Source organism: Burkholderia sp. ABCPW 14 (genome assembly GCF_001523835.1).
Lineage (GTDB): Bacteria > Pseudomonadota > Gammaproteobacteria > Burkholderiales > Burkholderiaceae > Burkholderia > Burkholderia mayonis.
Genome location: NZ_LOVS01000198.1, coordinates 1 through 22,766, shown reverse-complemented (window position 1 = coordinate 22,766; position 22,766 = coordinate 1). Strand labels below are relative to the sequence as shown.

Here is a 22,766-nt window from a genome sequence, read left to right as displayed (position 1 = left end):
TCCGATCCCGGCAAGGCGACGCTGCGCTGCGGTTGATGGAGTTGGCCCGCTTTCATGCGCGCTGCCGCGCGGCCGTCGAAGAGACGGCCGCGACGTTCGGCAGGATCGACGGGCTCGTCAACAACGCGGGCGTCAACGAAGCCGTGGGGCTCGACGCGGGCCGAGACGCATTCGTCGCGTCGCTCGACAGGAACCTGATCCACTACTACGCGCCGAGCTTCATCAGGATCAGCTGGTGCGCGGTGTGCGTCGAGAAACCGGTCGGAGGCGGCACGGCGGGCGCGTGGCCCAGGCGGCGGCCAGTGAATTGACGGCCGGTACGTTGAGTGCCGCGCCGTCGCTTCCGTTCGCCCCGCCGGCGCGCGCTTGGAGGGGGGGCGAGTCCGACGCTGCCTCGCGGCGAGCGGCCGGGCGATCCGGTGCTCGGTGCGTTTCCGGGCGACTGCCCGCCCGCGACCGGAAACGGGTTCGACGGCTGGATCGAGATTCATCAGGGCTAGAGCCGTTCACGCGAATGACGGGCCCCAGCCCGCGCCCGCCCGGCGCGTGCGGCGCAAGCGGCGCGCGGCGACGGCCGCGCGGCCGGCCCCTCACTTCGAAACCGAGCGCCACGCCGCGATCGCGAGCGCTTCCCGATACTTGGCGGGCGCCGACTTGACCCGGCCGTTCAGCCATGCGCGACAGTAGTTTTCCGATTGGCCGACGATGAGCGACGGCAGCAGTTCCGCCGGCCATTGCGCCATCTCGTCGCGCCCCTGCGCGTGCGCGAACCAGCCGATGACGCGGCGATTGCGCGCGCGGTTCTTCTCCGCCAGCTCGTCGGCGCGCGGCCCCGAGGCGACGGCCGTGCGCGCCATGAACTGAAAGCGCGCGAATTCAGGCTGAGCACTGACCCAGTCGACATAGCTGTGGACGAGCGCGGCGACGCCCTCCCGCGCGGTCGTCGCGCGCCCGATGTAGTCGGTGAGCAATTGCGCCTGATCTTCGATCGCACACAGGAAGAGCGCGGCGATCAGGCCGTCCTTGTTGCCGAAGTGGTGATAGATGTTGCCGACGCTGGTGTCGCAGCGCTCGCGGATCATCTCGATCGTCGTGGGCTCGAGCCCATGATCGTTGAAGCAGGCGAGCGCGGTCGCGAGGATCGTGCGCTTCAGGTGCGCGCGGCGGCCGGGAAACTGCCGCGTCAGGATGTCGAGGGTAGGCAAGCGGGGTCGCGAACGAAAAACTGGAGTCACGCAATAGTACCTTGACGCTCGCCGAGTAAACAGAATAATCTTCTACAACAGAACATTGTTCTGTTTTCGTCGAAACAGGAGACAGCATGAGTCAGATTCTCGAGATGTTCAAGGCGGCCGGGGCCGCGCAATTCAGCAAGATGGTCTGTCAGATGGCGCCGTTCTTCGGCACGATCGAGCCGCAGGTCGTCGATCTGCAGCCCGGTCGGGCGGAGGCGAAAGTCGGCTTCCGGCGTGAAATCACCAATCATATCGGCACGGTCCACGCGATCGCGCTGTGCAACGCGGCCGAACTGGTCGCGGGGCTGATGACCCAGGTATCGATTCCGGACGGCATGCGCTGGATTCCGAAAGGCATGACCGTCGAATACCTCGCGAAGGCGAAGACGGATGTGACGGCGGTCGCCGACGGCTCGGCCGTCGACTGGCAGAGCGAAGGCGACAAGATCGTGCCGGTCGAGGTGACCGACGCCGAAGGCAAGACGGTGTTCACCGCGCGGATCACGATGAACATCAAGGCTTGAGGCCGCCGCGCAGGCGCCGCCGGGGAAGGCGGCGCCTGCGCCAGCGACGCGACGCGAAGGCGCGCACGCGTGGCTCGCTGCGGCGAATTTTGACCGGATATGATCTGATCATATGATCAACGTCCGTCCAACAAGGAGACTGCAGTGAAAATGAAAATCCGCAAACTGTTGCCGATCAGCGCGGCTGCGATGCTCGCGGCGGCGGCCGCGACGCATGCGGCCGCCGACCAGGTCGTCAAGATCGGCAGCGCCGAGCCACTGACGGGCGGCATTGCCCACCTCGGCAAGGACAACGAGAACGGCGCGCGTCTCGCGGTCGAGGAGATCAATGCGAAGGGCCTCACGATCGGCGGCCAGAAGATCACGCTGCAGCTCGACGCGCAAGACGACGCAGCCGACCCGCGCACCGCGACGCAGGTCGCGCAGAAGCTCGTCGACGGCAAGGTCGTCGCGGTCATCGGCCACCTGAATTCGGGCACGTCGATCCCGGCGTCGAAGATCTACAGCGACGCCGGCATCCTGCAGATCTCGCCGTCGGCGACGAACCCGGCTTACACGCAGCAGGGCTTCAAGACGACCTACCGGGTCGTCGCGACCGACGCGCAGCAAGGCCCGGCGCTCGCCGATTACGCGAAGCAGAAAGGGATCAAGACGGTCGCCGTCGTCGACGATTCGACCGCGTACGGCCAGGGCCTCGCGAACGAATTCGAGAAGAAGGCGAAGGCGCTCGGCCTGAAGGTGCTGTCGCACGATGCGACGAACGACAAGGCGGTCGATTTCCGCGCGATCCTGACGAAGATCAAGGGCACGAATCCGGACGCGATCATGTACGGCGGCATGGACGCGACGGGCGGCCCGTTCGCGAAGCAGGCGAAGCAGCTCGGCCTGCGCGCGAAGATCTTCTCGGGCGACGGCGTGTGCACCGAGCAGCTGCCCGCGCTCGCGGGCGCGGCGGCCGACAACGTCGTGTGCTCGCAGGCGGGTGCGGCGCTCGAGAAGATGCCTGGCGGCATGGCGTTCCAGGCGAAGTACGTGAAGCGCTTCAACCAGCCGATCCGCTTCGACGCGCCGTTCACGTACGACGCGGTGTACATCGTCGTCGACGCGATGAAGCGCGCGAACTCGACGGACCCAGCGAAGATCCTCGCGGCGATGCCGACGACGAGCTACACGGGCGTGATCGGCACGACGATCTTCGATTCGAAGGGCGACCTGAAGCACGGCGTGATTTCGCTGTACGACTTCAAGGGCGGCAAGAAGACCTTCCTCGATCAGGTCACGATGTAAGCGGCGCGACGATGCCGGCTGTGCTGATTGAAAAGACGGGCGGGCGCCGGATGCGGCGTCCGCCCGTCTCGTTATTCGACCGGTGGGAGGGAGGAGGTCGCGCTGTCGAGACGCAACCATTCCGACCGAGGCCGCCGCCGAGAAGAGCGCACATTCGCTCGACGCCGTGCGGCCGGCTGTCCGACTTGCCGGCGTCGCGCGCATCGCGACTGCGAAATTCGGGGCAGTCTCGCCGTTCATGAATTTTCCGGCTGCCGCCGGGCGGCGAATTACTTGCAGCAATGGCGTGCCGATCGGCAACTTTCCTCTCTCCGACGACTTTCAAGCGTTTGGCGACGTGTTTGAACAGCCGGATTGTTTCGTCGAAAGCGCGATTGCCCCGATGCTCTGGAGCGGTGTGCTTTGGCCGATCAATTGTGGTTGCGAGGGTAATAGCCGTCGTAAATGTTGACGGTGCCGCCATTGGCGGCGAATTGCGCGACATAGGCTCCGATGCCGGGTTCCGACGGAGACTGCGAGACGTATTGATCGCTGTCCGTGTCCATGAAGCCCTATCATCTGCGCGGCGGCATGGCGCGCCACATCCGCGGATCGTCCCGGTCGCTGCAACGCGCATGCGGCGACCGGGACGATTGGCGTGGCGTTTTCTCGAGCCTGGCCGACGTTATTGCGGCAATGCCGTCGCGCGCAAGCCGATTGGGCCTTCGCCGCTGTAGGTCATGCTGCCATGGAACGTGTTGCCGTTGTCGCCAGAGGTGATGTAGAGCTCCACGACGTTTTGGCCCGAGCGGCATCCGAGTAGCCAGACGCCGCCCGGATGCCACGGAGCAGACGTTCCGCCCCACTGGTTTTCGACCGCGTAGTTGTTGCCCGCGACCGAACTCCCCTTGAAGCCGATCGGCCCCTCGCCGGCATAGGTCATGTTCCCGTTCAGCGTCTTGCCGCTGTCCGTGGAGCCGATGCTCACTGCGACAACGGCCTGATCGCGCGCGCCGATCACCCATACGCCGCCGTTGTGCCAGGGCGCCGACGAACCGCCCCATTGATTCTCGACCGCGTAGACGCCACCGTCGGCCTGCTGGCTCTTGAAGCCGATCGGGCCTTCACCCGCGTACGTCATCGTTCCCGCGAGCGTGGCGCCCTGGTCGCCGGATTCGATGTCGAGCGCCACCACGTTCTGATTGACGCGGCAGCCGATGATCCACGTGCCGCCCGGATGCCAGGGTGCCGAGCTTCCGCCCCATTGATTTTCGACCGCGTACGTGTTGCTTTGCGTGAGCGTCGCCCTGAAGCCGATCGGACCTTCTCCGGCGTACGTCATCGTGCCGGTCAGGGTCCTCCCACTGTCTCCGGACTTGATGCTGAGCGCCACGACGTTCTGACCGGAACGGCATCCGAGCACCCACATGCCGCCTTCATGCCACGGTGCCGACGAGCCACCCCATTGATTCTGCACGTGCTGCAGATTGTTGAAGCCCTTGCTGGTCTTTGCCATTTTTATCTCCGGTGATAGTACGGGTAGCGTGGGAGTTCAACCCACGTACGGAAAACGGCCTTGCACTTTAATTTTCATTGCCGCGCCCGTCATCCTGTTCCAGAAAGCGAGTGCCCAAGCAACATGATCGAATTTGGACAAGGCAAAGACGTGTTTTGCGATTGCATGGCCGATCAAACGAGATGGCCACGATTGCCTGCATGACGAGCTGATTTCTTTCTCGCAGGCGATCGACGCTGCGACTCGTTCAAAAAAAAATAGTTCAGATCCGAACCCGTCACAACTACCAGAACCCGTAGGTAAGCCGCTGATTTTGCGATGGCGCGGCGACTCGGGAACAGGCGCTGTGCTGTTGCCGTACCGCATGCGGGGCAAGTCATCGTCCGCGTAGACACCTACTAATACTGTCAGGCTCCCGCCCTTGAGCGATCGCCTAGACTTCAATCATTTCACTGGGGCCCGCGCGTGATCTTTCGGGTCGGTGTCGGTGCTGCTCGTATCGGCGCGCTGCACGACACAGCATCGCCGGAGCCCCGTGAATCGACCGGGCCCGCCGCGCGATATCGGGCAGGGCGCAGACATTCAGGGGGGAGGCTCGACATCATGGGCTTCAACGCCTGAGCCGGGCGTCTTCGTAGCGGCGCATCAATCTCGGCACCGAACTTTTTCCGGTGTGTGTGCGTGCGGCTGGCAATCTGCATCATCCGCTGGAGCGACTTTCGCATATTTCAAAAACGATGGGTGGGATGCCAAATGAATTCAGCCAGTGCCGTTCGAGAGGGTCCGCAGGTCGCTCATCGGAAGAACGTTCTGTTTGGAATTTCAATGGACGGGGTGCTTGCTTCCGGCATCACGGAGGAGTTTCTAAAAGTTGCGTCGATTTTCAACGGGCATGGCTATCGAATATATCTCGATCTCGGCTATGACATCAGGAGCGATAAAGGCGAGTTCTTTCGACCTTACGTGAACGAAGCCGATGCGTTGCCCGATTGGTTGACGTTGGCGCGCATTCAGGGGCTCGCCGCAGTCAGGGGATACACGCAGCGTTTGGTCACGGAAATGCTGGAGCAGCTTCGGGAGCGTGACGGCGAGCGAATACGCAAATGCCTCGACAGGAGCATCGTTCCTCGGATTGCCGCGTCGATTGTGGACACCTGGCGACGTCTGGACGTTTCAGTCGTCGTCGTGGAGAACGGGTCCCTGCCGGAGAATCTGCTGTTTTCCGAGGCTTTGCGTGTCGCAATCGAGCAGTACGGACGTGAAAGGCGCAAGGGGCCGTTCGTGCTCTGGCGGGACCACGACCTGATGTGGTTCAGCGAAAGCGCCAAATATGGAGGGCCTCCGTTCGAAGGCATTCCGAAGCCGTCTGTCTCGAAGTACATCCGATACGTGACCCTCACGAACACCGCGAGGAAGCAGCTCAACCAGTGGGCTCCGCACGTGAATGCGACCGTACTGCCAAACTGCTTTCGGTTCGCCGAAGTCGCGATCGACGACGGCAATCGACATTTTCGCTCGCGCTACGGCATTCCCGCCGATGCGCTGCTGATCGCTCGGTGTACCCGGGTCATTCCGCAAAAGAGGCTTGATAGAGATGTCTTTCTTTTGCACGCGCTGCAGAAATCGATGCGTTCGTCAGGCGGTCAGCGGCCTGTCTATCTCTTCGTGACCGGGCCTACCGACGAGCACGAGGAAGAGCGTCGCCGGCTGTCGCGCATGGCGATCGAACTGGGGGTCGACGATCACGTTATCTATGGAAACGGGCTGTTGCCGTGCTCCGCGCTATGCCGCCCCTCGAATCGTGCATCGCGGGAGACCCGATATTCTGTCGGCGACCTCCTCGCGCATGCCGATTTGAGTTCGTTTCTGACCTCGTACGATTACGAGGGCTTCGGCAATCCGCCCGCCGAAGCGAGTGCTCAAAAACGCCCGTTCATCAGCAGCACCTACGAAATGTACGAAGAGGTGTATGGGGAGAAGGGTTTCAAGAGTCTTCTTTTGCGCACGCGAGAGGATTGGGACGGAATGCCCGATCACGCCTATGTGCAAGCGGTGCTCGGCCTCCTTCTCGATGAACGACGGCGGGAACGATGGGCTCATTTCAACTTCGAGCTCGGGAGAAAACACTTTTCCCTGGAGTTCTTGCAGCGCCGGCTTCGCGCATGCCTGCCCGGCGCACTCGAAACGGCACCGTCCGAGGCGATGCACGGTGCAGTGAGTGTCTAGGAGGTGCCCACGATGGCCAGCTCGCCTATCCGGATGCTAGAGCGCGTGAGTTCTCGCGAGAGCCTGTTGCTCGTCGACGAGGATTATCCTCGGCCGCGGGCAGCGGACGTGTTGTGCAGGCCCGAGAACGATCATCTTCTTCGATACGTCGTGCGCGACCCGTTTGGCTCGCACGTATTTCCGGGCGCGAGGGAGTGTTCCCGGGAACGGTTTCTTCAGAGTCTTCAGGCCGAACTGGAAGGGCAAAATCCCTATTTTTTATGGGCGACGATTCCACTCTGCAAATACCATTGCTACTTCTGTCAATTTCCCATCGTCATGCGCAAGCACGATGAGGCGGCGTTTCGCGAGCAGGCTCGAAACTGGGTCGATCTGAACATTGCCGAGGCCAGGTTGTGGTTGGCGCTCGTGCCGGCGTTGCGGGACGCTCCGGTCGGAGAGTTTTGCCTGTTCGGCGGAACGCCCACGCTTTTGCCCAACGAATTGCTGGCCCAGCTCCTGGATTTCTACCGGTCGAATTTCGGGTTCAACGCCGACACCACCATTCGTATCGAAGGCAGTCCCGACAGTCTCTCGAGCGACAAGCTCGCGCTTCTCCATAAAAAAGGATGCCGAAAGATCACTTATGGCATTCAGTCTTTCGACGATCGTCTGGTTGCCCTCGCCGGGCGGGAGCACACGTCCGACGAAGCCCGGGAGGTAGTTCGCCGCGCCTTCCTGTCGGGCTTCGAGCGGGTGGATGGCGATCTGATCTATGGACTGCTCGATCAGCGTGTCGAGGGATTTTGTCACGACGTTCGGCAGATGCTGGAGCTGGGTTACAGCACGGTGGTGATGACGAAGCTGCATCTGCGTCCGTTCGGCGAGACCGGGACCGCCATCGCAGGCGTTCCAGCCAGGTGGCAGAGTCCGGCGAGCAGGGCGCGCGCGTCACGAGAGGGCCATCGCTGGCCGAGCCTGGGAGAGCAGTATCAGATGCGCGAAGCGGCAGTCGCCTTGCTGGAGGGCGCCGGACGCTTCGAGTATCCGACGATGTACTTCCAGAAGCCGGAAACCGGATGCGGACGTTGGAAGTCGCTCGTCCTCGACCAGGACAAGCAATTCGCCGAAGTCGGAATCGGGTTGGGAGCCAGTTCCGCGACTCGGCGTTGCTCCGCCAATGTCGCGACGCGGCCGGGCGAGTACCTCGATGCGATTACCAGTGGGGAATTGCCGCTCGAATTGCTGGAAATGAGCCCGGACGAGGAGATCGCGAGCTCGATGCGCCGCGCGCTCACCACGTGTCAGCCGCTTCGCGACGATTTGCATCGCGCCAGGTTTGCCGGCGGCTCTCTCTTCGATCAGCGATGGAAGCCGGTGTTTCAAAGCCTGGAGCGGCGCGGGCTCGCGGCGATACGACCCGGCGAAGGGACGGTCGAGCTCACAGGCGTCGGCAAGACGCTGGTCGAGGCCATCGTCAACACGGAAATACGCTGAGCGGTTCGCCTGGCGGCCCCCGCGACGGCCCGGGGAGCGCAACGGCTCGACCCGGACCCGATGCGCCTGCCGTCGGACGGCATTGCGGGATCATCGGGCTTGGAGCCATTGCCGGCGGCCGTGTTCATAGCGCGGTCGATAGACATCGGCGAGGAACGCGAGCGAGCTGGGAATGCTCGAATGCGGCGGCGGAGAGTGAAAGATGAATTCGCCTTCGCGCGTGAAGTATTCGGGGATCGGCATCGTCGAGTCGTCGACTCCAGCTTCCTTGAACGCCATTTTGAGCCGAGTGTTGTAGGTCGATGTCTTGTCGCAGATGAACTCCGGCCACCGACGCCAGAGGGGGATCTCGGACCAAAGAGGGGCCAGGCGGCCCGACAGGCGAAAGAGATGCTCCGCGTGCGGGTAATACGCTGCGAGCTTTCGGTAGCCTTCTTCCTTGGTCGTTGCGGCTTCGACGACGCCCTGGAGCAGGGTGCGATAGTAGCCGAATATCTCTTCGAAGCCGTCTGCGTCCTTGACGATGAACGGATCCGCGCATTCGCCCTTGATCAGCGTATCCACGCCGAAGAAAACCGACGCGAAGGCGCTTGCGTGCGTCTGCGAAATGCCGTCGCCGGGCCGGAGCGAATACCGTTTGCGCTTGATGCCGTAGTGGATCGCACGCAGCACCGAGCCGGCCTGGCGGCTCAGCAGACCGCGCCACGACGTCTTCAGGAAAATGCCGAGGAGTTCCGCCTCCGGCCGGCCGCGGATACGGTCCAGGTTCGCCAGTCCGTCCCGTCCTCGCTGCGTGAACACGAGCATGTCGGGCTGCCTGACTTCGCGGCCGCGTGTCTGTCCCGCGGGCGACAGGCTGTCGAAGTATTCCAGCCGCAGGAACTCGTTGGTCCCGGGCGGGAAGATCAACTCGCGAGCGATCATGTTGACGACGAGGTCATGGTTGTGGATATCGCGCTCGAGCAGCCAGGGCCAGACGTCGTACGCGAGGACGAGATCGGCCGCTGTCCAGACGATCGCGTCGTCCGCGTTGTCCGCGTCATCCGCGCCGGCGGCGATAAGCGGGGCCGTGCTGCGCTTGAACGAGTCGAAGAAAGAGATGCGGCTCTTGTCCTCTTGCACCGTAATCAGATCGCATGAATCGCGGATCCAGCCAATCTGAGCAACGTAATCGCGCACGACTTCCGCCACACGGCAGACCTCGGGCGGCGCATAGAGGCAGATGCGGATTCCGGCGCGAGCGAAATTGAGCAGCGGCAGGACCACCACCGGAATGTTGTCGAGCACCGGGTAAAGGAACTTGATGTCGTCGACGCCGCCTTCGATCGATCTGTTCAAGCGCGTACTCTCGATCGCGTACGGACACCATTTGCGGCCAAGGCGGTGTTGAGTGAGGATTTCGATGCGGCGTTGAAGGCGATCCCGGATCGTCTCGCGAAGGGCCTCCTCGGGCGAAGAGAACAGTTCGTGGCTGGCTGCCATCGCCACGTTTCGGGCCGGCCAGCGCCTTTTCGTGCTGATCGTCGAATCGCTCATCTGGTCTATCCTCGATTTTTTGCGGTTTGACTCGCGCGCGAATCCGCAAATCGCCGCTGAAAGTCGCGACGCTCGAACCCGGCGGGCCAAGGGCGGCCTGTCATGAGGTCCGCGGCGAGGCGTCCGAGCGTGTCCGAACACGCGGCAGCCGCACCGTTGCCTGCCGTCGCGACGAACAACCCGTCGTCCAACTCGTCGATATAGGGCTTGCCGTGCGCGCTGTAGGTGACGAGGCAGCGCTTTGCGCGAGCTGAAAGCAAGTCGAGATCGGGCAGCAGATGAAACATGGCCTCGCGCATGTCCGATCGCGGCTCGTCGGAGCCGGAGATCATCCATTGCTGAATCGCGTCGAAGCTCGGCAGGATCATGTCCGCGTCCGTGTTGGCGCCGAGCTTGAGGTAGTGATTGCCGTCCGGATAAAGCATCGGCGGGACGACATAGACGTCGGAAATCGAACGCGAGTCGATCCGGTAGCTAATCGGCGGCAGTGCTCGAAGTCGTTGCGCTTCGGCTCCGGAAACGCGAAGGAGGACCGTGTGCTCCGACTTGACGCGCAAATCGAGCTTGCGAGGCAGGAGATCGAAGCAGTTGGAGTACGCGCCGGCGCTGACCAGCACCTTGTTCGCGGTGTAGCGTCGGCCGCAGGCCGTGTTCAACTCCCAGTGTGCGGCGCGCCTGCGGATTGCCGTGACGATGGCGCAAATGACGCTCGCGCCGTTGGCTTTGGCTATCGTCAAGTGGTTGTGCCGCAACGCGAGCGGACCGAAGATTCCGGCCGGCGCGTGCTCGAGCAGGCCGTGAAAGCCAGCGGGAAAGCGGAGCGGCGATAGTCGCCCGGCGCACGCCGCGCTTGCGAGTTCGGCGTGGTCCACCTTCAGGTTGCGTGCGAGCCGGACTCGCTCTTGCATGATCGGGTCATCCAGCGGCGCCACATAGAGCATGCCGAGCGGTCGGTAGGACCGCGCTCCGCCAACCTGTTCCAGACGGGCGTACTCGTCCATCGATCGATGGACGAGTCTTGCCCAGACGTGATCGCGAGAAAGCCGCGTCGCAATCCGCCCCGCGTCGTGATGGCTGGAGAAGAGGCCTCGATGTGTGCGCTCATCGCGGGGCTCGTCGGGGCCGATGGCCGCGGCGCTTTCGGACGCGACGCTGAGGTAGCGCAGCGTCGCGGCTCCGATGAGCCCCTTGCCGACGACTGCGTGCTCGTAGTGGCGCATCATGATCGCGTTTCGGCGCGGCATCGCAGCCGGGCGGCAATATAGGGCGCATCGAGGTGGAATCCGGCCACCGTTCCCGAGGACTGGGTCCGAAGGCCGTGGAAGCCCAGCCAATAGAAACCATCGACGGGGGTTTCGCAGGATGCCGGAAGTCCGCGAGAATCCAGCGCCCGGCGAACCTCGTCGATCCGCAGCCAGCTCAAGTCGGCGCGCCAGCCCGTGGCCCACACGACGGCTCGGATGCCATGCTCGCGCAGCGTCAGGCTCGTGGGTGGGGTAGACGCGAGAAGCGGGGGATACGGTTGCCACGCCGGCTCGACTGTCGGCGGCGGATACCGTGTGCGCGTGTTTGCATCCCGGTTTGCGATCCAGTTCTCGATGCGATCGATCAGCGCCTGGTAGCCCTGCGATGCAAATGCAACGTTGGCGTGGAGATCCTCGTCGAACGTCGCAACCGCGCCGTCTGGCGAGATGCCGCTCAGGCGCCCCAGCAGTTGAACGCCGAGCCGAGCCAATGAATGATGAGAAATCGGATGATCGTGGCCGACGATGGGCATTGGATCGCGTTGCTCGGCAGGATGCGCGAACGCGCTCTTCGGGGCGGTGAGGAGCCCGATTCGGTCCAGCCAGAACATGATGTCCTCGCCGCGGTAGCTGCGCGGGGTTCCCTTGACTCTCGACGTTGCCAAGTACACGCTGCGGCCGGCCGCCGCCAATTCTTCGCTGAGCTGCACGCCCGTTTGACCGCCGCCGACCACCAGCACGGGGCCGTCCTGCACGGCCGACGGGTTCGTATATGTCCCGACGTGGAGTTGCTGCACTTCGGTGCGCAGATGCCGTGCGAAGTCGGGAATTCTCACGAACTGGTAATTGCCCGGCGCGGCGACGACGTTCAGCGCGTCGTAGCGTCGCGGGCCATCGTCGCCTTCGACGTGGACCCGGAAGCGCCCGCCTTCAATCCGCTCGACCAAGCCGACCCGGCAGCGCTCACGGATGGGAAAGCGCCTCTGCGCGATGCATGCGTCCCACATCCGCACGATCTCTTCGAGCGGGATGCTTCGCCGGATGCCGGGATGTCCATCGATCTGTCCCATCAACCTCGAATAGGCGAGCGGAGAATTGATTCTGAACGAATCCCATCGCGCCGATCGCCATTGTTCGAGCGCGCGCGCTTTCTCCAGCACCACGTGCTCACGTCCCTCGCGCTGCAGGACGTAGCTCATGCAAAGCCCCGCATGACCGGCGCCGATCACGACGGTGTCGATGCGCTTGTCTCGTTCCATGGCACTCGTCGACGGCGCCATGCCGTTACAGGATCAGCATGCTGTCGCCGAACATGTCGAATTCGTATCCTCCCATCTCGAGAATCTCCGCGTAGCCACGCATGAGGAGATCCTTGCCCGCGAAAGCCGCGGTCAGGACGATGTGACTGGATCGCGGCCGATGGAGGTTCGTAAGCAGCCCGTTCGCGATCTTGAACTCGAATCCGGGATAGATATAGAGCTCGGTCCATCCCGCCTGGACCCGGAAGGCGGCGCCCGGCTCGCGATGAGCCGCAAGCGACTCCAGCGTTCGCATGGCTGTCGTGCCGATCGCGATGATGCGGCGCCGCTCCGCTCGCGCCCGGTTGATTTGCTCGGCGGCCTCGTCGCCGACTTCGAAGTACTCCGGTCGGACCTTGTGCTGCTCGAGCTCGTCCTCGTCGATTTGGCGAACCGCGAGGATCTCCGTTGCTCCGACATGCAGCGTGACGTAAGCGAATTCGACGCCCTTGTCGGTGAGCCGCCTTAGCACGTCGGTGGAAAAGTGCAGGCCTGCGGACGGAATTTCCAATGAGCCGGGTTTCCTGGCGTACACGGAGCGGTATGCATCGGGCCGCGTGCGCCAGTAAGCCGGGTTGAGAGGAATCGTTTCGTCCGAGCGCCATCCGCGGCGTTCGAGGACGCCGACGAGTTTCCCGGCGGGTTCGAATCGCGCTCTCCAGAGCTGATTCGGCTCCGGCGAGAGCAAGGTGCAACTGAGCTGGCTGTCGTCCGTGGCGGTCAACGTGAGGCCGGGCCGCGGCGATTGGGAAGATCTGAGTTCGACGATGCTCGTTCCGTCGGGCTCCTGACCGTACACGATCACGTGCGCGGACTCGTTGCCATGCCGGAACGACAACGTGTTCGACAGCATGTAGCTGTCGTTGAACACCAGGAGGTCGCCCGGTTGAAGACGGTCGGAAATGGTGGGGAAAATCGTATGCTCGATCGTTGCCGCGGCGCGATCGAGCACGATCATTCTGCCGCTGTCGCGACGCTTGCCGCGCAATTCGGCGGGGTCGGTCGGCATGGCTTTCCAATCGAGACCGAAATCGAAATCGTCGGTTTTCATCGTTTATTGTCCTTGGCGGTCTATTTTTCAGGACTGGATCCGATGACTCAGTATTCGGTAAGCCACGCGCATGACCGGTAATTAATCCGGCTCGTCGCGCCGCCTTCGGCGCCATCTGGCGAATCAACGGTAAAGGTCTATCCGAAGAAAGGCGTTGAAGCTGGCCAGATACCCCAGTGCCGAGGGCATTTACAGCCTAGGACATGCGATATCCGTTTTCAAATCGATAAAGAAAGCGAAGCGCGGCGGCATGGGGTTTTTCTTATGCATCTGACGATGTCGCCGTCATTCGGTTCGCTTCCGGCATGCAGGGACGCTCGATGCGCGCTTGCGATCGCTCGCCGATCCGGACTGACAGGTGCGCCGCGACGAACGGGGAGCATGAGGCCGGTCAGCAGCTCGGATTCATGCTTGACGAAACCGAGTTCGAGCGACGGCGAAGCATGCGCTCGGAAACGCCATTGCCTTCGCAGCGGCGTCCTGCTTTTACCGGCGTCGATATCCGTGTGGTGCGTTCGAGCCGATGCGCGTATGTGAAATTAAATGCGTTGCAACTTCACCCATAACACTGCCCACGTGCGGAAACATCGATGAAATACGGGATCACGATGCGGGTTGACGGATCGATTCGGCATGAGCGCTACACGCTCGTCCGCGGATTTTTCTTCCATGCGAATGGAAAGCGGGCATGGGCGCGTATTCGCCGAGGCGAGCGGATTGCGCATCACATCGGCCGATGCGTCGGCCCTTCAGCATCGGGAACTGAGTGCGGGAAGCAGCCTGCCGGTGCCGGTGCTCGTGCCGAGGAGCGCCCATCGCCACGACCCGATGCTCGACATGGTCCGACCGTTCAGCGCTGACTCGGGCGGCGTGCGCGCAGTGACCATTTCCCGCAGTGGGAGGCGGCCGCAGCCCTATCGGCCGAATCGGAGCGTTTCGTCGGCTGAACCACGTCCGTTCCCTGCTCGTCGCACGTCGCGAGCGCGGCGCGTCTTCTCGCCCCCTGCCGCGCGGCTACAGCGGCATCGCGCTCGTGCACTTGATCTCGTCGAGGCACACGCTCGAATGCACGCCGCTCACGCCGGGAATGCGCATCAGCGTGTCGAGCAGGAACGTCGACAGGCCCTTCAGATCCGCGGCGACGACTTTCAGCACGTAGTCGATGTCGCCCGTGACGGAAAAACACTCCTGTATCTGCGCGAGCTCGGAGACGAGCTTCTGGAACGTCGACAGATCGCGGATGTGGCCGCGCTCCATCGTCACCTGGACGAACGCGGTGACGCCGAAGCCGAGCGTGCCGGCGTCGAGCCGGGTCTCGTAGCGCCTGATCGCGCCGATCTCCTCGAGCCGCCGATGCCGCCGCAGCGTCTGCGCGGGCGACAGCCCGACTTCCTTGGCCAGTTCCAGGTTGGAGATGCGGCCGTTTTCCTGCAGGATGTCGAGCAAATGGCGATCGATGCGGTCGAGAAGCGTTTCTTGCATTTTTGTTTCCTTATCGGTCTCCTGGATGCAATCTTATCTCATAATGTAGGGTTTGCATGAAGGGCTTACGAAACCCCATTTCATCCTGCCGGCGATAAACTGAGCGCCGATTTTTGCGCGAGATCAAAGAAGATCAAAGAAAATCGGTGCGCGCGGGCAGGAGCGGGGCGGCGGCTTGTCCCGCTCGATGCAAGGCGACGCACGCCGCGCAAGAATTCGGCATCCCCACAGCCCGGCCGTCCGCCGTGACGAACCACGACGGCGGCCGGAACAGCACACAGCGCCCGGGCCGGCCCGAAGGCGCGCCGCCTCCACGAAGGGCGGATGAGACGGAGAAGACATGGTTTCGGATCAGGACAACGACGGACTCAAGCGGGGGCTGAAGAACCGCCACATCCAGCTGATCGCGCTAGGCGGCGCGATCGGCACGGGGCTCTTCCTCGGCATTGCTCAGACGATTCGGATGGCTGGGCCGTCGGTGCTGCTCGGCTACGCGGTCGCCGGCGTCGTCGCGTTCTTCATCATGCGGCAACTGGGCGAGATGGTCGTCGACGAGCCTGTCGCCGGCTCGTTCAGCTATTTCGCGAACAAATATTGCGGGCACTTCACGGGCTTCCTGTCCGGCTGGAACTACTGGGTGCTGTACGTGCTCGTCAGCATGGCCGAGCTGTCCGCGGTCGGCATCTACGTTCAATACTGGTGGCCGGGCGTGCCGACCTGGATCTCCGCGCTCGTGTTCTTCGTCGCGATCAACGCGATCAACCTCGCGAGCGTCAAGTCGTATGGCGAGACCGAATTCTGGTTCTCGATCATCAAGGTCGCCGCGATCATCGGGATGATCGGCTTCGGCGGCTATCTGCTGCTGTCGGGCCACGCGGGCCCGGACGCCGGCGTCGCGAACCTGTGGCGGCACGGCGGCTTCTTCCCGAACGGCATCGGCGGTCTCGCGATGGCGATGGCGGTCATCATGTTCTCGTTCGGCGGGCTCGAACTCGTCGGCATCACGGCTGCCGAGGCCGACGATCCGTCGCACAGCATCCCGCGCGCGACGAACCAGGTGATCTACCGCATCCTGATCTTCTACATCGGCGCGCTCGGCGTGCTGCTGTCGCTTTATCCGTGGCAGAAGGTCGTAACGGGCGGCAGCCCGTTCGTGCTGATCTTCCACGCGCTGTCGAGCGACATCGCCGCGAACGTGCTGAACGTCGTCGTGCTGACGGCCGCGCTGTCGGTCTACAACAGCTGCGTCTACTGCAACAGCCGGATGCTGTACGGCCTCGCGCGGCAGGGCAACGCGCCGCGGGCGCTCGCGCGCGTGAACGGGCGCGGCATCCCGATCGCGGCGCTCGGCGCGTCCGCGTTCGCGACCGCGCTGTGCGTGGTGATCAACTATTTCATGCCGGGCAAGGCATTCGAGCTGTTGATGGGACTCGTCGTATCGGCGATCATCATTAACTGGGCGATGATCAGCGTGATCCACCTGCGGTTCCGCCAGGCGAAACGCGCGGCGGGCGAGGAGACGCGCTTCAAGAGTCTCGGCTACCCGCTGACGAACTATCTCTGTCTCGCATTCATGGCGGCCATCCTCGTCGTCATGTTCCGGACGCCGGATCTGCGCCTGTCGGTCTACCTGATCCCCGTGTGGCTCGTGGTGCTCGCGATCGGCTACCGGTTCCGCCAGCGCGGCGCCGGCTATGCGCTCGGCGACGGCGTCTCGGCCCGTTGACCCCGATTTTTCTTCACCAGTCAGAAACCGCCATGTTTGAACATATCGATGCATACCCCGGCGATCCGATTCTCACGCTCAACGAGAATTTTCAGAAAGACCCGCGCACGCGCAAGGTCAACCTGAGCATCGGCATCTATTTCGACGACGACGGCCGGATTCCCGTGATGGGCGCCGTGCGCGAGGCCGAGGCCGCCGTGCAGCGCGCGTCCGGTCCGAAACCGTATCTGCCGATGACGGGGCTCGCGTCGTATCGCGACGCGGTGCAGGCGATCGTGTTCGGCGAGGACAGCGACGCGCGCGCACACGGGCGCATCGCGACGGTGCAGACCCTCGGCGGGTCGGGCGCGCTCAGGATCGGCGCGGACTTCATCAAGCGCTACTTCCCGGGCTCGCAGGTGTGGATCAGCGATCCGAGCTGGGAGAACCATCGGTTCATCTTCGAGCGCGCGGGCTTCACGGTCAACACGTATCCGTACTACGACGAGGCGACGGGCGGCCTGAAGTTCGACGCGATGCTGGCCGCGATCGACGCGTTGCCGAAGAAGAGCGTCGTGCTGCTGCACGCGTGCTGCCACAACCCGACGGGCGTCGACCTCGACGACGCGCAATGGCTGAAGCTGATCGACGTATTGCAGGCGCGCGAGCTGCTGCCGTTCGTCGACATGGCGTACCAGGGCTTCGGCGCGGGCCTCGCGGCCGACGCGTTCGCGATCCGCGAGCTCGCGCGCCGCGGCGTGCCGGCGTTCGTCGCGAACTCGTTCTCGAAGAACTTCTCGCTGTATGGCGAGCGCGTCGGCGGGCTGTCGGTGATCTGCGACGATGCGGCGGCGGCCGAGCGCGTGCTCGGCCAACTGGCGGGCGCGGTGCGCTCGAACTACAGCAATCCGCCGACCTACGGCGCGAAGATCGTCGCGCAGGTGCTGACGACGCCCGCGCTGCGCGCGCAATGGGAAGAAGAGCTCGCGACGATGTGCCGGCGCATCGCGAAGATGCGCAGCGCGATCCACGACGGCCTGCGCGCGCACGTGCAGGGCGAGGCGCTGTCGCGCTACGTGAAGCAGCGCGGGATGTTCACGTACACGGGCCTGACCGAAGCGCAGGTCGAGTGCCTGCGCGAGCAGCACGGCGTGTACGTGTTGCGCTCGGGCCGGATGTGCGTCGCCGGGTTGAACGAGGCGAACGTCGGGATCGTCGCGGATGCGTTCGGCGCGGTGATCGCGAGCGGCGCCTGACGTTTGCCGGCGCGTCGGGGCTTGGCCGGGAGGCCTGGCGTCGGTGCGTTCGGCATGCCCGGTATCTTTCGGGCGACGCGAAGTCGCGCGCCGGCGGCCGCATGTCGGCGCCGTGTCGAACGGGATGGGCGCGGCGGCGCGATGCGGTTGCCGCGCGGTCGTTCGCATGAAGCCATGCGTCGCGCGTCGTCGGTTGCGCACCGTCCGCGGCGCGGCCGTGCGTCGCGCCGCATCGTCCGGCGCCGCGATGCGTCGTGCGCGCAAGTCGGCGGTTCGACGCACTTCGCGCCGACTACTCTGAACGGGAGCCCAGCATGAGCATCAGCATTGTCCAGCTCGGAACGCGGCGCGCCGGCGACGAGGGCGTGCGGATCGGCACGGTGCGCCGTCCGCCGCGCGGCGTGCCGAAGGAAGAATTCGCGACGCGCGACTTTTACGATGTCTGGCTGCCGACGCTGTCGCCGAGTCCGGAGCTTGTCGCCCAAGCGCAGGCGGCGGAAACCGACGCCGACTGGAAGGCGTTCGCGCGCAAGTTCCGCGCCGAGATGAAGCACGGCGACGCGAGCAGGGTGCTCGACGTGCTTGCCGCGCTGTCGGCGACGTCGAACTTCGCGATCGGCTGCTACTGCGAAAACGAGGCGCACTGCCATCGCAGCATCCTGCGCGAGCTGCTCGCGGAGCGGGGGGCGTCGATTCGTTCGTGATCGACGGCGATTTCGGCGGGCGCGGCGAACCGTGCTTCAAAGAGCCTTGACCGGATATTTGCGTCGCCATCGCAGCCGCAGCGCGTCGAATGCACGGATCCCGACCAGCCGCAGTGCGGCGATCAAGAAAATGCCGAGTAGCGACGCGATGTTTCCGACCTGCGTGATATGGAACGGAGTCATGAACACGCCGGTGAAGAACATCTTGATCGCTCCCCGCGGCGCGCTCGCCGTGACACGGTTCTTTTCGACTTCTCCCATGCTCACGACGAACGCGCGCGACTCGGCTACGCCGAATCGAAGCCGATCAGGAACGAGAAAGCGGCGATGCGCCAGCCGCGATGATCGACGTCGAGCCGGGGGAACAGGACGCAGACCAGTAGCAGTAGACGGTCGCGGCGATATGCGATCGCGCCGACGGAATATTGATCAATACGTCGCCCATCACCGATGAGCCTGTTATTGAACCTGTCTCTCGGAAAAGTCACGTCGCCGCGATGGCATTCACTGCCCTGACGATGTCTCCTTCATCCCAAAGGCGCCGCAACCGCAGATCTTTGATGGCGCCGGCGGCATCGATCAGCATTAGCTCGATTCGATGCCGGTTGACAGTCGTGGGCCCATAGCCCACACCCAGATGTAGCGCTTCAATGACCGCCGCGAATGATTCCGTTGTGCGAAGCAGTTGGCAACGGTCCCCGAACGGCCAGTTTCGGTCTTCGCCATAGCGACGCAATCGATCAGGAACGTCATAGTCCGGGTCATAGCTGATTGCGGCAACTGTCGTGCCGCGGTTCGCCGGAGAGTCCTCCAGGAGCCGAGACAGACGCGCCAGGTTGCTGATCGTGCGCGAGCACTTGTTGGGGTTCATGCATCGCGTATAAAAGAACCCGACGACGGCCGGACGCCCCTCGAATATCTGACCGAACGTGGCTCGCATTCCGTCCTGGTTCTCAAGCTCAACGTTGTGCAGCATCGCGATCGAGTCGGGTTGAACATGCGAATCGGTCGACCGGCTGTCTGTCTGCGCACAGTCCCGTGATTTCCGCTTGATCGCTTTCGAGGGCTCGGCTTGCGACGTGCCTCCACAACACTTCGATTCGGTGCCGGTTGGGTTTGCATCTTCACCGGCCGCGGCGAGCGTTTCCTGGAGCAGCGCTCTGGTACGCGGGGTTGCGTGTCCATCGTTCTCGATATCGTTCAAGAGTGCGATTCGTTCCGTTCGGCTGCCGATGCACGTCATGGCCAGCGTTTCGATCAGTTCGTCGATCGCGGTCGTGCAGCCGCCGGTCGGTGGCGATGGATAGATATCAAATTGCACGAACTGGTCGACGTGCCGAATGCGGTCGATTGCATCCACGAGCAGCTTGGGCATCTCCGGAGGCAGAGGACGGATACCGCGGGCGACACGAGCGGCCGCGGCCAGGGCATGCGGGTTCAAGCCCGTTTCGAGTTCCTCGAGGACGTAGGGCAACAACACGTCGGCCATGCCTGCCGCCCCGATGTGCGCCATCACATGTGCGCGGAGCAATTCGACTTCGGTCGCGCCTCTGCCGCGGTAGATGGCTGCATCCTCTCGCATCAACGAGAGCAGGTCATCGCGGCCTCCGCAGCACGCCGCGCGTGAGCCGATCCCGCGCAGGACAACTGCGACCTCGCCCTCCGACAGGGCCGGCATGTTGTTCATCGGCACCTCGCCCGGTTGGTGCGCGCGCGTCGGTTCGTTCTCGAAACGTTGCGAGCGGCGCATGGCTGAACGACCGCTATCGACGCCGACGGCTCGCGCCCTTCTTGGCCGGACGTTTCGTCGGTGCGGAGGGAGGCGTAGCAGGCGTGACGTTGGCGCGCTGAAGCGCGCCGGCCACGGTCGCCTTGATGTCCTCGAAGTCGGATTCGTCTTCGAGGATGTCCTGTGCGCATTTCGCGAACATCTGCGGGTCGAGTGCGCGCAAGGCGACCGCGCTTGCGCGCCGAACTTGCCGAAACTCCGTCTTGTCCTTCATCACGGCGTCGAGCAGCGACTTCGCGGCGGGGGCCGCACCGAGTACGCGCACGGCCTGCTCACGAACATGCTGATCGGTGCTTTGCTTCAGCAAATCGCGCGCGATGTCGTGAGCAGAGCCATGGTCGTCGCGCGCGAGAAAACCGAGCGCGACGGCCGGGGCCACGAGTGCGTCTTCCGGGCTGCTCAAGCCCTTCGTCAATTTTTGGCGCGCGAAGTCGTCCTTCTGGTTGCTCAACACATCCAGCGCCATGCGGCGCAACTCGCTATCTGCATCGGTCGCCAAGCGCCGCAGCGTATCCAGGTACTCCGCGTGTAGCGATGCAAACTGCGGAGCAAGGAAGGAGGCCGCCTGCAGAATCTGGAGTGCGCCTCTTCGGCCCGCAGGGTCGAGGGTCGAGTCGACAACGTGCTCGAGCGCTTGATTCCAGATTGCTAGGGGATCGCTGTCGACGGGCGCGGCAGTCGCTTCAGCCGCCGCGGACACACGGCGCGTCTGTAGTTGTGCTTCAATCTGCTGCCGGTATTCTTTGACGCTCACGGTGCCGCTCCTCAAGGATTAAGTTCGAACGGGACATCGTCGTAGTCGAAACCGAGCGGCTCGGTTCCGTGAACCCCCTGATAGTCGATCATATCCTTCACGGTCGGCTGCCCTCCCGGACGGGACGTGATCGGTGACGGCGGGAAGGGACCGCGCGGCGGCGCATACGTGGGTCTCGGCGGCTTTGTTGACCCGTTCCAGGGCCACATCGTGTCGTTCAGCCTGTGGCCGATGTTATTCGGCTTTCGCACCGGCCCGGTCAACGCGTAGGTGGCCGGGTCGCTGGGATCGGTGCGTCGGTTGAGCCACTGCCAGAACGCCCACAGGCGGTCGACGTTGGCATGAAGCAAGAAGAACAACGGATCTTTTGCCGCGGTCGGTACGCTGCTGATCGGCCCGTCAAAACTGGTATGCGCGCTGCCGTGCGGAGCGCCTTCCAATCGGCGGAAATTTGGATAGAGGCCGCCGCGCGCCAGCGTTGCCGCCTGGTCGATCACGGAAGGCTGTCCATTTATCGTTTGCGGCGGAGCGACCGCGATGTCATAGCGTGGGCGCCGCTCGATTGGGTCGTGAGTCGGGTCCGTCTTCCAGAATTCGAGCGGATGCCCATGAGGGAACTGAATGATGTCGCCCTGCGCCGGGTTCGCCGACGGCATACCCAGGAACTCGGGGGCGAAAAGGCCGGGGGCAGGCTCATCGAACCGCCAGTACGGCAGGGCGACGGCGGGATCGATAGCCTGTAGCGATCGCTCGAGATCAAGCAGGTAGGCGCGGTGCCAGGGGGGGAAGCCCGGGTAGCCGTGCGCTTCATCTTGGGACGGACGAACGTGCGTGTCACGAAAGCTCTGGAACGGACCCGCCCCGGCATCGTTGAGTTTGCCGAGCGCCACCAGAAACCGATCGCGTTCGGCGGGTGCCAGTTTCACCGCGTTCTTGCGGATGCGAACCATCAGATCGCGTTGCCCGACCACCAGGCCTGCCGTCGAGACAGCTTCGATCGCGGCGTCGTCGAGGTCAGTGCTCGGGTGTTGGAATTCGCCGGCGACCCAAAATTCTACTTCGCTGCCATCGGCTGGCAAGCTCAGGTGAAGTTCGTCGGTGCCTGCATCGCTGCGCTTCGTATCGAATACCACGCGACCGCCATTCACTTTACCGCCGTTGCGCAGCGTGATGTCGATAGGCGCGGGCGGAGCGCCGTCACTGCTCAACCGCGCGGTCGACTTGACGGGAGCCCAGCCGATGAACGAACGCCCTTGTGGGTCCGTGGCCTCCAGGTTGATCTCGACCTTCATGCCCCCTCCCTGTGTGCTCGCAGTGGCATTCATGCGCAACGGACATGCAATCTACACGGCCCAGTGTGACGAATACATGCTAGTAACTGCGTTGCCGAGTGGCAAGCTCGGGTAATGGCGGATGATGCATTCCGAAAAAATCAAACTCACTCTTTCTTTTTTGGTTCATTGAGGAATTCCGGGGAACGCGGCGCGGATTTTGAGGAAGAAATATTCCTCGTCGCGGTACCCGTAAGCGCGACGCTTGATGACCTTGATGGTGTTGTTGATGCCTTCGACGACGCTGGTATTGAGCGGATGGCGGCAGCGGGCCAGGATGCCGTGCCAGTAACCCTGCAAGCGCTGGGCAAACAGTTGCAGCGCGGCAATCCCGCTTTGCCGGGCTTGCTCGATCCATTGCCCCCAAGCCTTT

The 22,766-nt window shown here is 63.5% G+C and carries 21 protein-coding genes and 1 pseudogene; 8 read left to right on the top strand and 14 right to left on the bottom strand.

What is annotated here, in order from left to right; genetic code table 11:
* Window positions 1-32 precede the first annotated feature (32 nt).
* Window positions 33-209: pseudogene (locus WS62_RS37710) on the top strand (SDR family oxidoreductase); the annotation flags it as partial.
* Window positions 210-590: 381 nt separating this feature from the next.
* On the opposite strand, the gene WS62_RS29645 reads toward WS62_RS37710, so the two are convergent.
* Window positions 591-1,205: a TetR/AcrR family transcriptional regulator gene (locus WS62_RS29645; RefSeq protein ID WP_066578637.1), complete on the bottom strand. Its 615-nt coding sequence runs from the start codon at window positions 1,203-1,205 to the stop codon at window positions 591-593.
* A gap of 116 nt (window positions 1,206-1,321) precedes the next feature.
* On the opposite strand from WS62_RS29645, the gene WS62_RS29640 reads away from it, so the two are divergent.
* Entirely contained in the window at window positions 1,322-1,759 is a 438-nt protein-coding gene (locus WS62_RS29640) for a hotdog fold domain-containing protein (protein WP_066483980.1), read from the top strand.
* Between the two features lie 150 nt (window positions 1,760-1,909).
* Entirely contained in the window at window positions 1,910-3,046 is a 1,137-nt protein-coding gene (locus tag WS62_RS29635; protein WP_442855114.1) for a branched-chain amino acid ABC transporter substrate-binding protein, read from the top strand.
* A gap of 410 nt (window positions 3,047-3,456) precedes the next feature.
* Here the strand turns inward: WS62_RS29635 and WS62_RS38715 are convergent, their stop codons facing one another.
* Together WS62_RS38715 and WS62_RS29630 are read right to left on the bottom strand one after the other, a co-directional pair.
* On the bottom strand, window positions 3,457-3,591 hold the full coding sequence (locus WS62_RS38715; protein ID WP_269435313.1) for a hypothetical protein: 135 nt from the start codon (window positions 3,589-3,591) through the stop codon (window positions 3,457-3,459).
* A gap of 119 nt (window positions 3,592-3,710) precedes the next feature.
* Entirely contained in the window at window positions 3,711-4,541 is an 831-nt protein-coding gene (locus WS62_RS29630; protein ID WP_066578626.1) for a lectin OAA family protein, read from the bottom strand.
* Window positions 4,542-5,294: 753 nt separating this feature from the next.
* On the opposite strand from WS62_RS29630, the gene WS62_RS29625 reads away from it, so the two are divergent.
* Both WS62_RS29625 and WS62_RS29620 read left to right on the top strand, forming a co-directional pair.
* Window positions 5,295-6,767: a hypothetical protein gene (locus tag WS62_RS29625; protein ID WP_231748451.1), complete on the top strand. Its 1,473-nt coding sequence runs from the start codon at window positions 5,295-5,297 to the stop codon at window positions 6,765-6,767.
* A gap of 12 nt (window positions 6,768-6,779) precedes the next feature.
* Window positions 6,780-8,243 carry a radical SAM protein gene (locus tag WS62_RS29620; protein WP_231748450.1) on the top strand — a complete coding sequence of 488 codons (1,464 nt, stop codon included), beginning with the start codon at window positions 6,780-6,782 and terminating at the stop codon, window positions 8,241-8,243.
* Between the two features lie 90 nt (window positions 8,244-8,333).
* Here WS62_RS29620 and WS62_RS29615 read toward each other — a convergent pair whose 3' ends face one another.
* The 5 genes from WS62_RS29615 to WS62_RS29595 form a co-directional block, all read right to left on the bottom strand.
* Window positions 8,334-9,779 (bottom strand): hypothetical protein, encoded by a 1,446-nt coding sequence (locus WS62_RS29615; protein ID WP_231748449.1) that lies wholly within the window; start codon window positions 9,777-9,779, stop codon window positions 8,334-8,336.
* 5 nt (window positions 9,780-9,784) lie between these two features.
* Window positions 9,785-11,002, bottom strand: a complete 1,218-nt coding sequence (locus tag WS62_RS29610) for an NAD(P)/FAD-dependent oxidoreductase (RefSeq protein ID WP_066578818.1) — start codon at window positions 11,000-11,002, stop codon at window positions 9,785-9,787.
* Complete coding sequence (locus WS62_RS29605; protein ID WP_066578816.1) at window positions 10,999-12,282, bottom strand: flavin-containing monooxygenase; 1,284 nt, start codon at window positions 12,280-12,282, stop codon at window positions 10,999-11,001. The genes WS62_RS29610 and WS62_RS29605 overlap by 4 nt, the downstream gene beginning before the upstream one ends.
* Window positions 12,283-12,307: 25 nt before the next feature.
* Entirely contained in the window at window positions 12,308-13,372 is a 1,065-nt protein-coding gene (locus tag WS62_RS29600; RefSeq protein WP_066578610.1) for an S-adenosylmethionine:tRNA ribosyltransferase-isomerase, read from the bottom strand.
* Between the two features lie 1,014 nt (window positions 13,373-14,386).
* Window positions 14,387-14,854, bottom strand: a complete 468-nt coding sequence (locus tag WS62_RS29595; protein WP_066578607.1) for an Lrp/AsnC family transcriptional regulator — start codon at window positions 14,852-14,854, stop codon at window positions 14,387-14,389.
* Between the two features lie 340 nt (window positions 14,855-15,194).
* Here WS62_RS29595 and WS62_RS29590 point away from each other — a divergent pair, with 340 nt between their 5' ends.
* From WS62_RS29590 to WS62_RS29580, 3 genes are all read left to right on the top strand, one after another.
* Window positions 15,195-16,580: an amino acid permease gene (locus tag WS62_RS29590; RefSeq protein WP_066483973.1), complete on the top strand. Its 1,386-nt coding sequence runs from the start codon at window positions 15,195-15,197 to the stop codon at window positions 16,578-16,580.
* 32 nt (window positions 16,581-16,612) lie between these two features.
* Window positions 16,613-17,815 carry an amino acid aminotransferase gene (locus WS62_RS29585; protein WP_066578604.1) on the top strand — a complete coding sequence of 401 codons (1,203 nt, stop codon included), beginning with the start codon at window positions 16,613-16,615 and terminating at the stop codon, window positions 17,813-17,815.
* 314 nt (window positions 17,816-18,129) lie between these two features.
* Window positions 18,130-18,519, top strand: coding sequence for a DUF488 domain-containing protein (locus WS62_RS29580; RefSeq protein ID WP_066578601.1), 390 nt, complete (start codon window positions 18,130-18,132; stop codon window positions 18,517-18,519).
* A 36-nt stretch (window positions 18,520-18,555) separates the two neighbouring features.
* Here WS62_RS29580 and WS62_RS29575 read toward each other — a convergent pair whose 3' ends face one another.
* The 6 genes from WS62_RS29575 to WS62_RS29550 form a co-directional block, all read right to left on the bottom strand.
* Complete coding sequence (locus WS62_RS29575; RefSeq protein WP_066578599.1) at window positions 18,556-18,780, bottom strand: hypothetical protein; 225 nt, start codon at window positions 18,778-18,780, stop codon at window positions 18,556-18,558.
* A 26-nt stretch (window positions 18,781-18,806) separates the two neighbouring features.
* Window positions 18,807-19,007, bottom strand: a complete 201-nt coding sequence (locus tag WS62_RS29570) for a hypothetical protein (RefSeq protein WP_059472363.1) — start codon at window positions 19,005-19,007, stop codon at window positions 18,807-18,809.
* Window positions 19,004-20,269, bottom strand: a complete 1,266-nt coding sequence (locus tag WS62_RS29565; protein WP_059472364.1) for an SCO family protein — start codon at window positions 20,267-20,269, stop codon at window positions 19,004-19,006. The genes WS62_RS29570 and WS62_RS29565 overlap by 4 nt, the downstream gene beginning before the upstream one ends.
* Window positions 20,270-20,282: 13 nt before the next feature.
* Window positions 20,283-21,062: a HEAT repeat domain-containing protein gene (locus tag WS62_RS29560; protein ID WP_231748448.1), complete on the bottom strand. Its 780-nt coding sequence runs from the start codon at window positions 21,060-21,062 to the stop codon at window positions 20,283-20,285.
* A gap of 11 nt (window positions 21,063-21,073) precedes the next feature.
* Window positions 21,074-22,354 (bottom strand): tyrosinase family protein, encoded by a 1,281-nt coding sequence (locus WS62_RS29555; RefSeq protein WP_231748447.1) that lies wholly within the window; start codon window positions 22,352-22,354, stop codon window positions 21,074-21,076.
* Window positions 22,355-22,519: 165 nt separating this feature from the next.
* Window positions 22,520-22,766 (bottom strand): transposase (locus WS62_RS29550; RefSeq protein ID WP_197422948.1); only part of this gene is annotated, 247 nt, incomplete at its 5' end.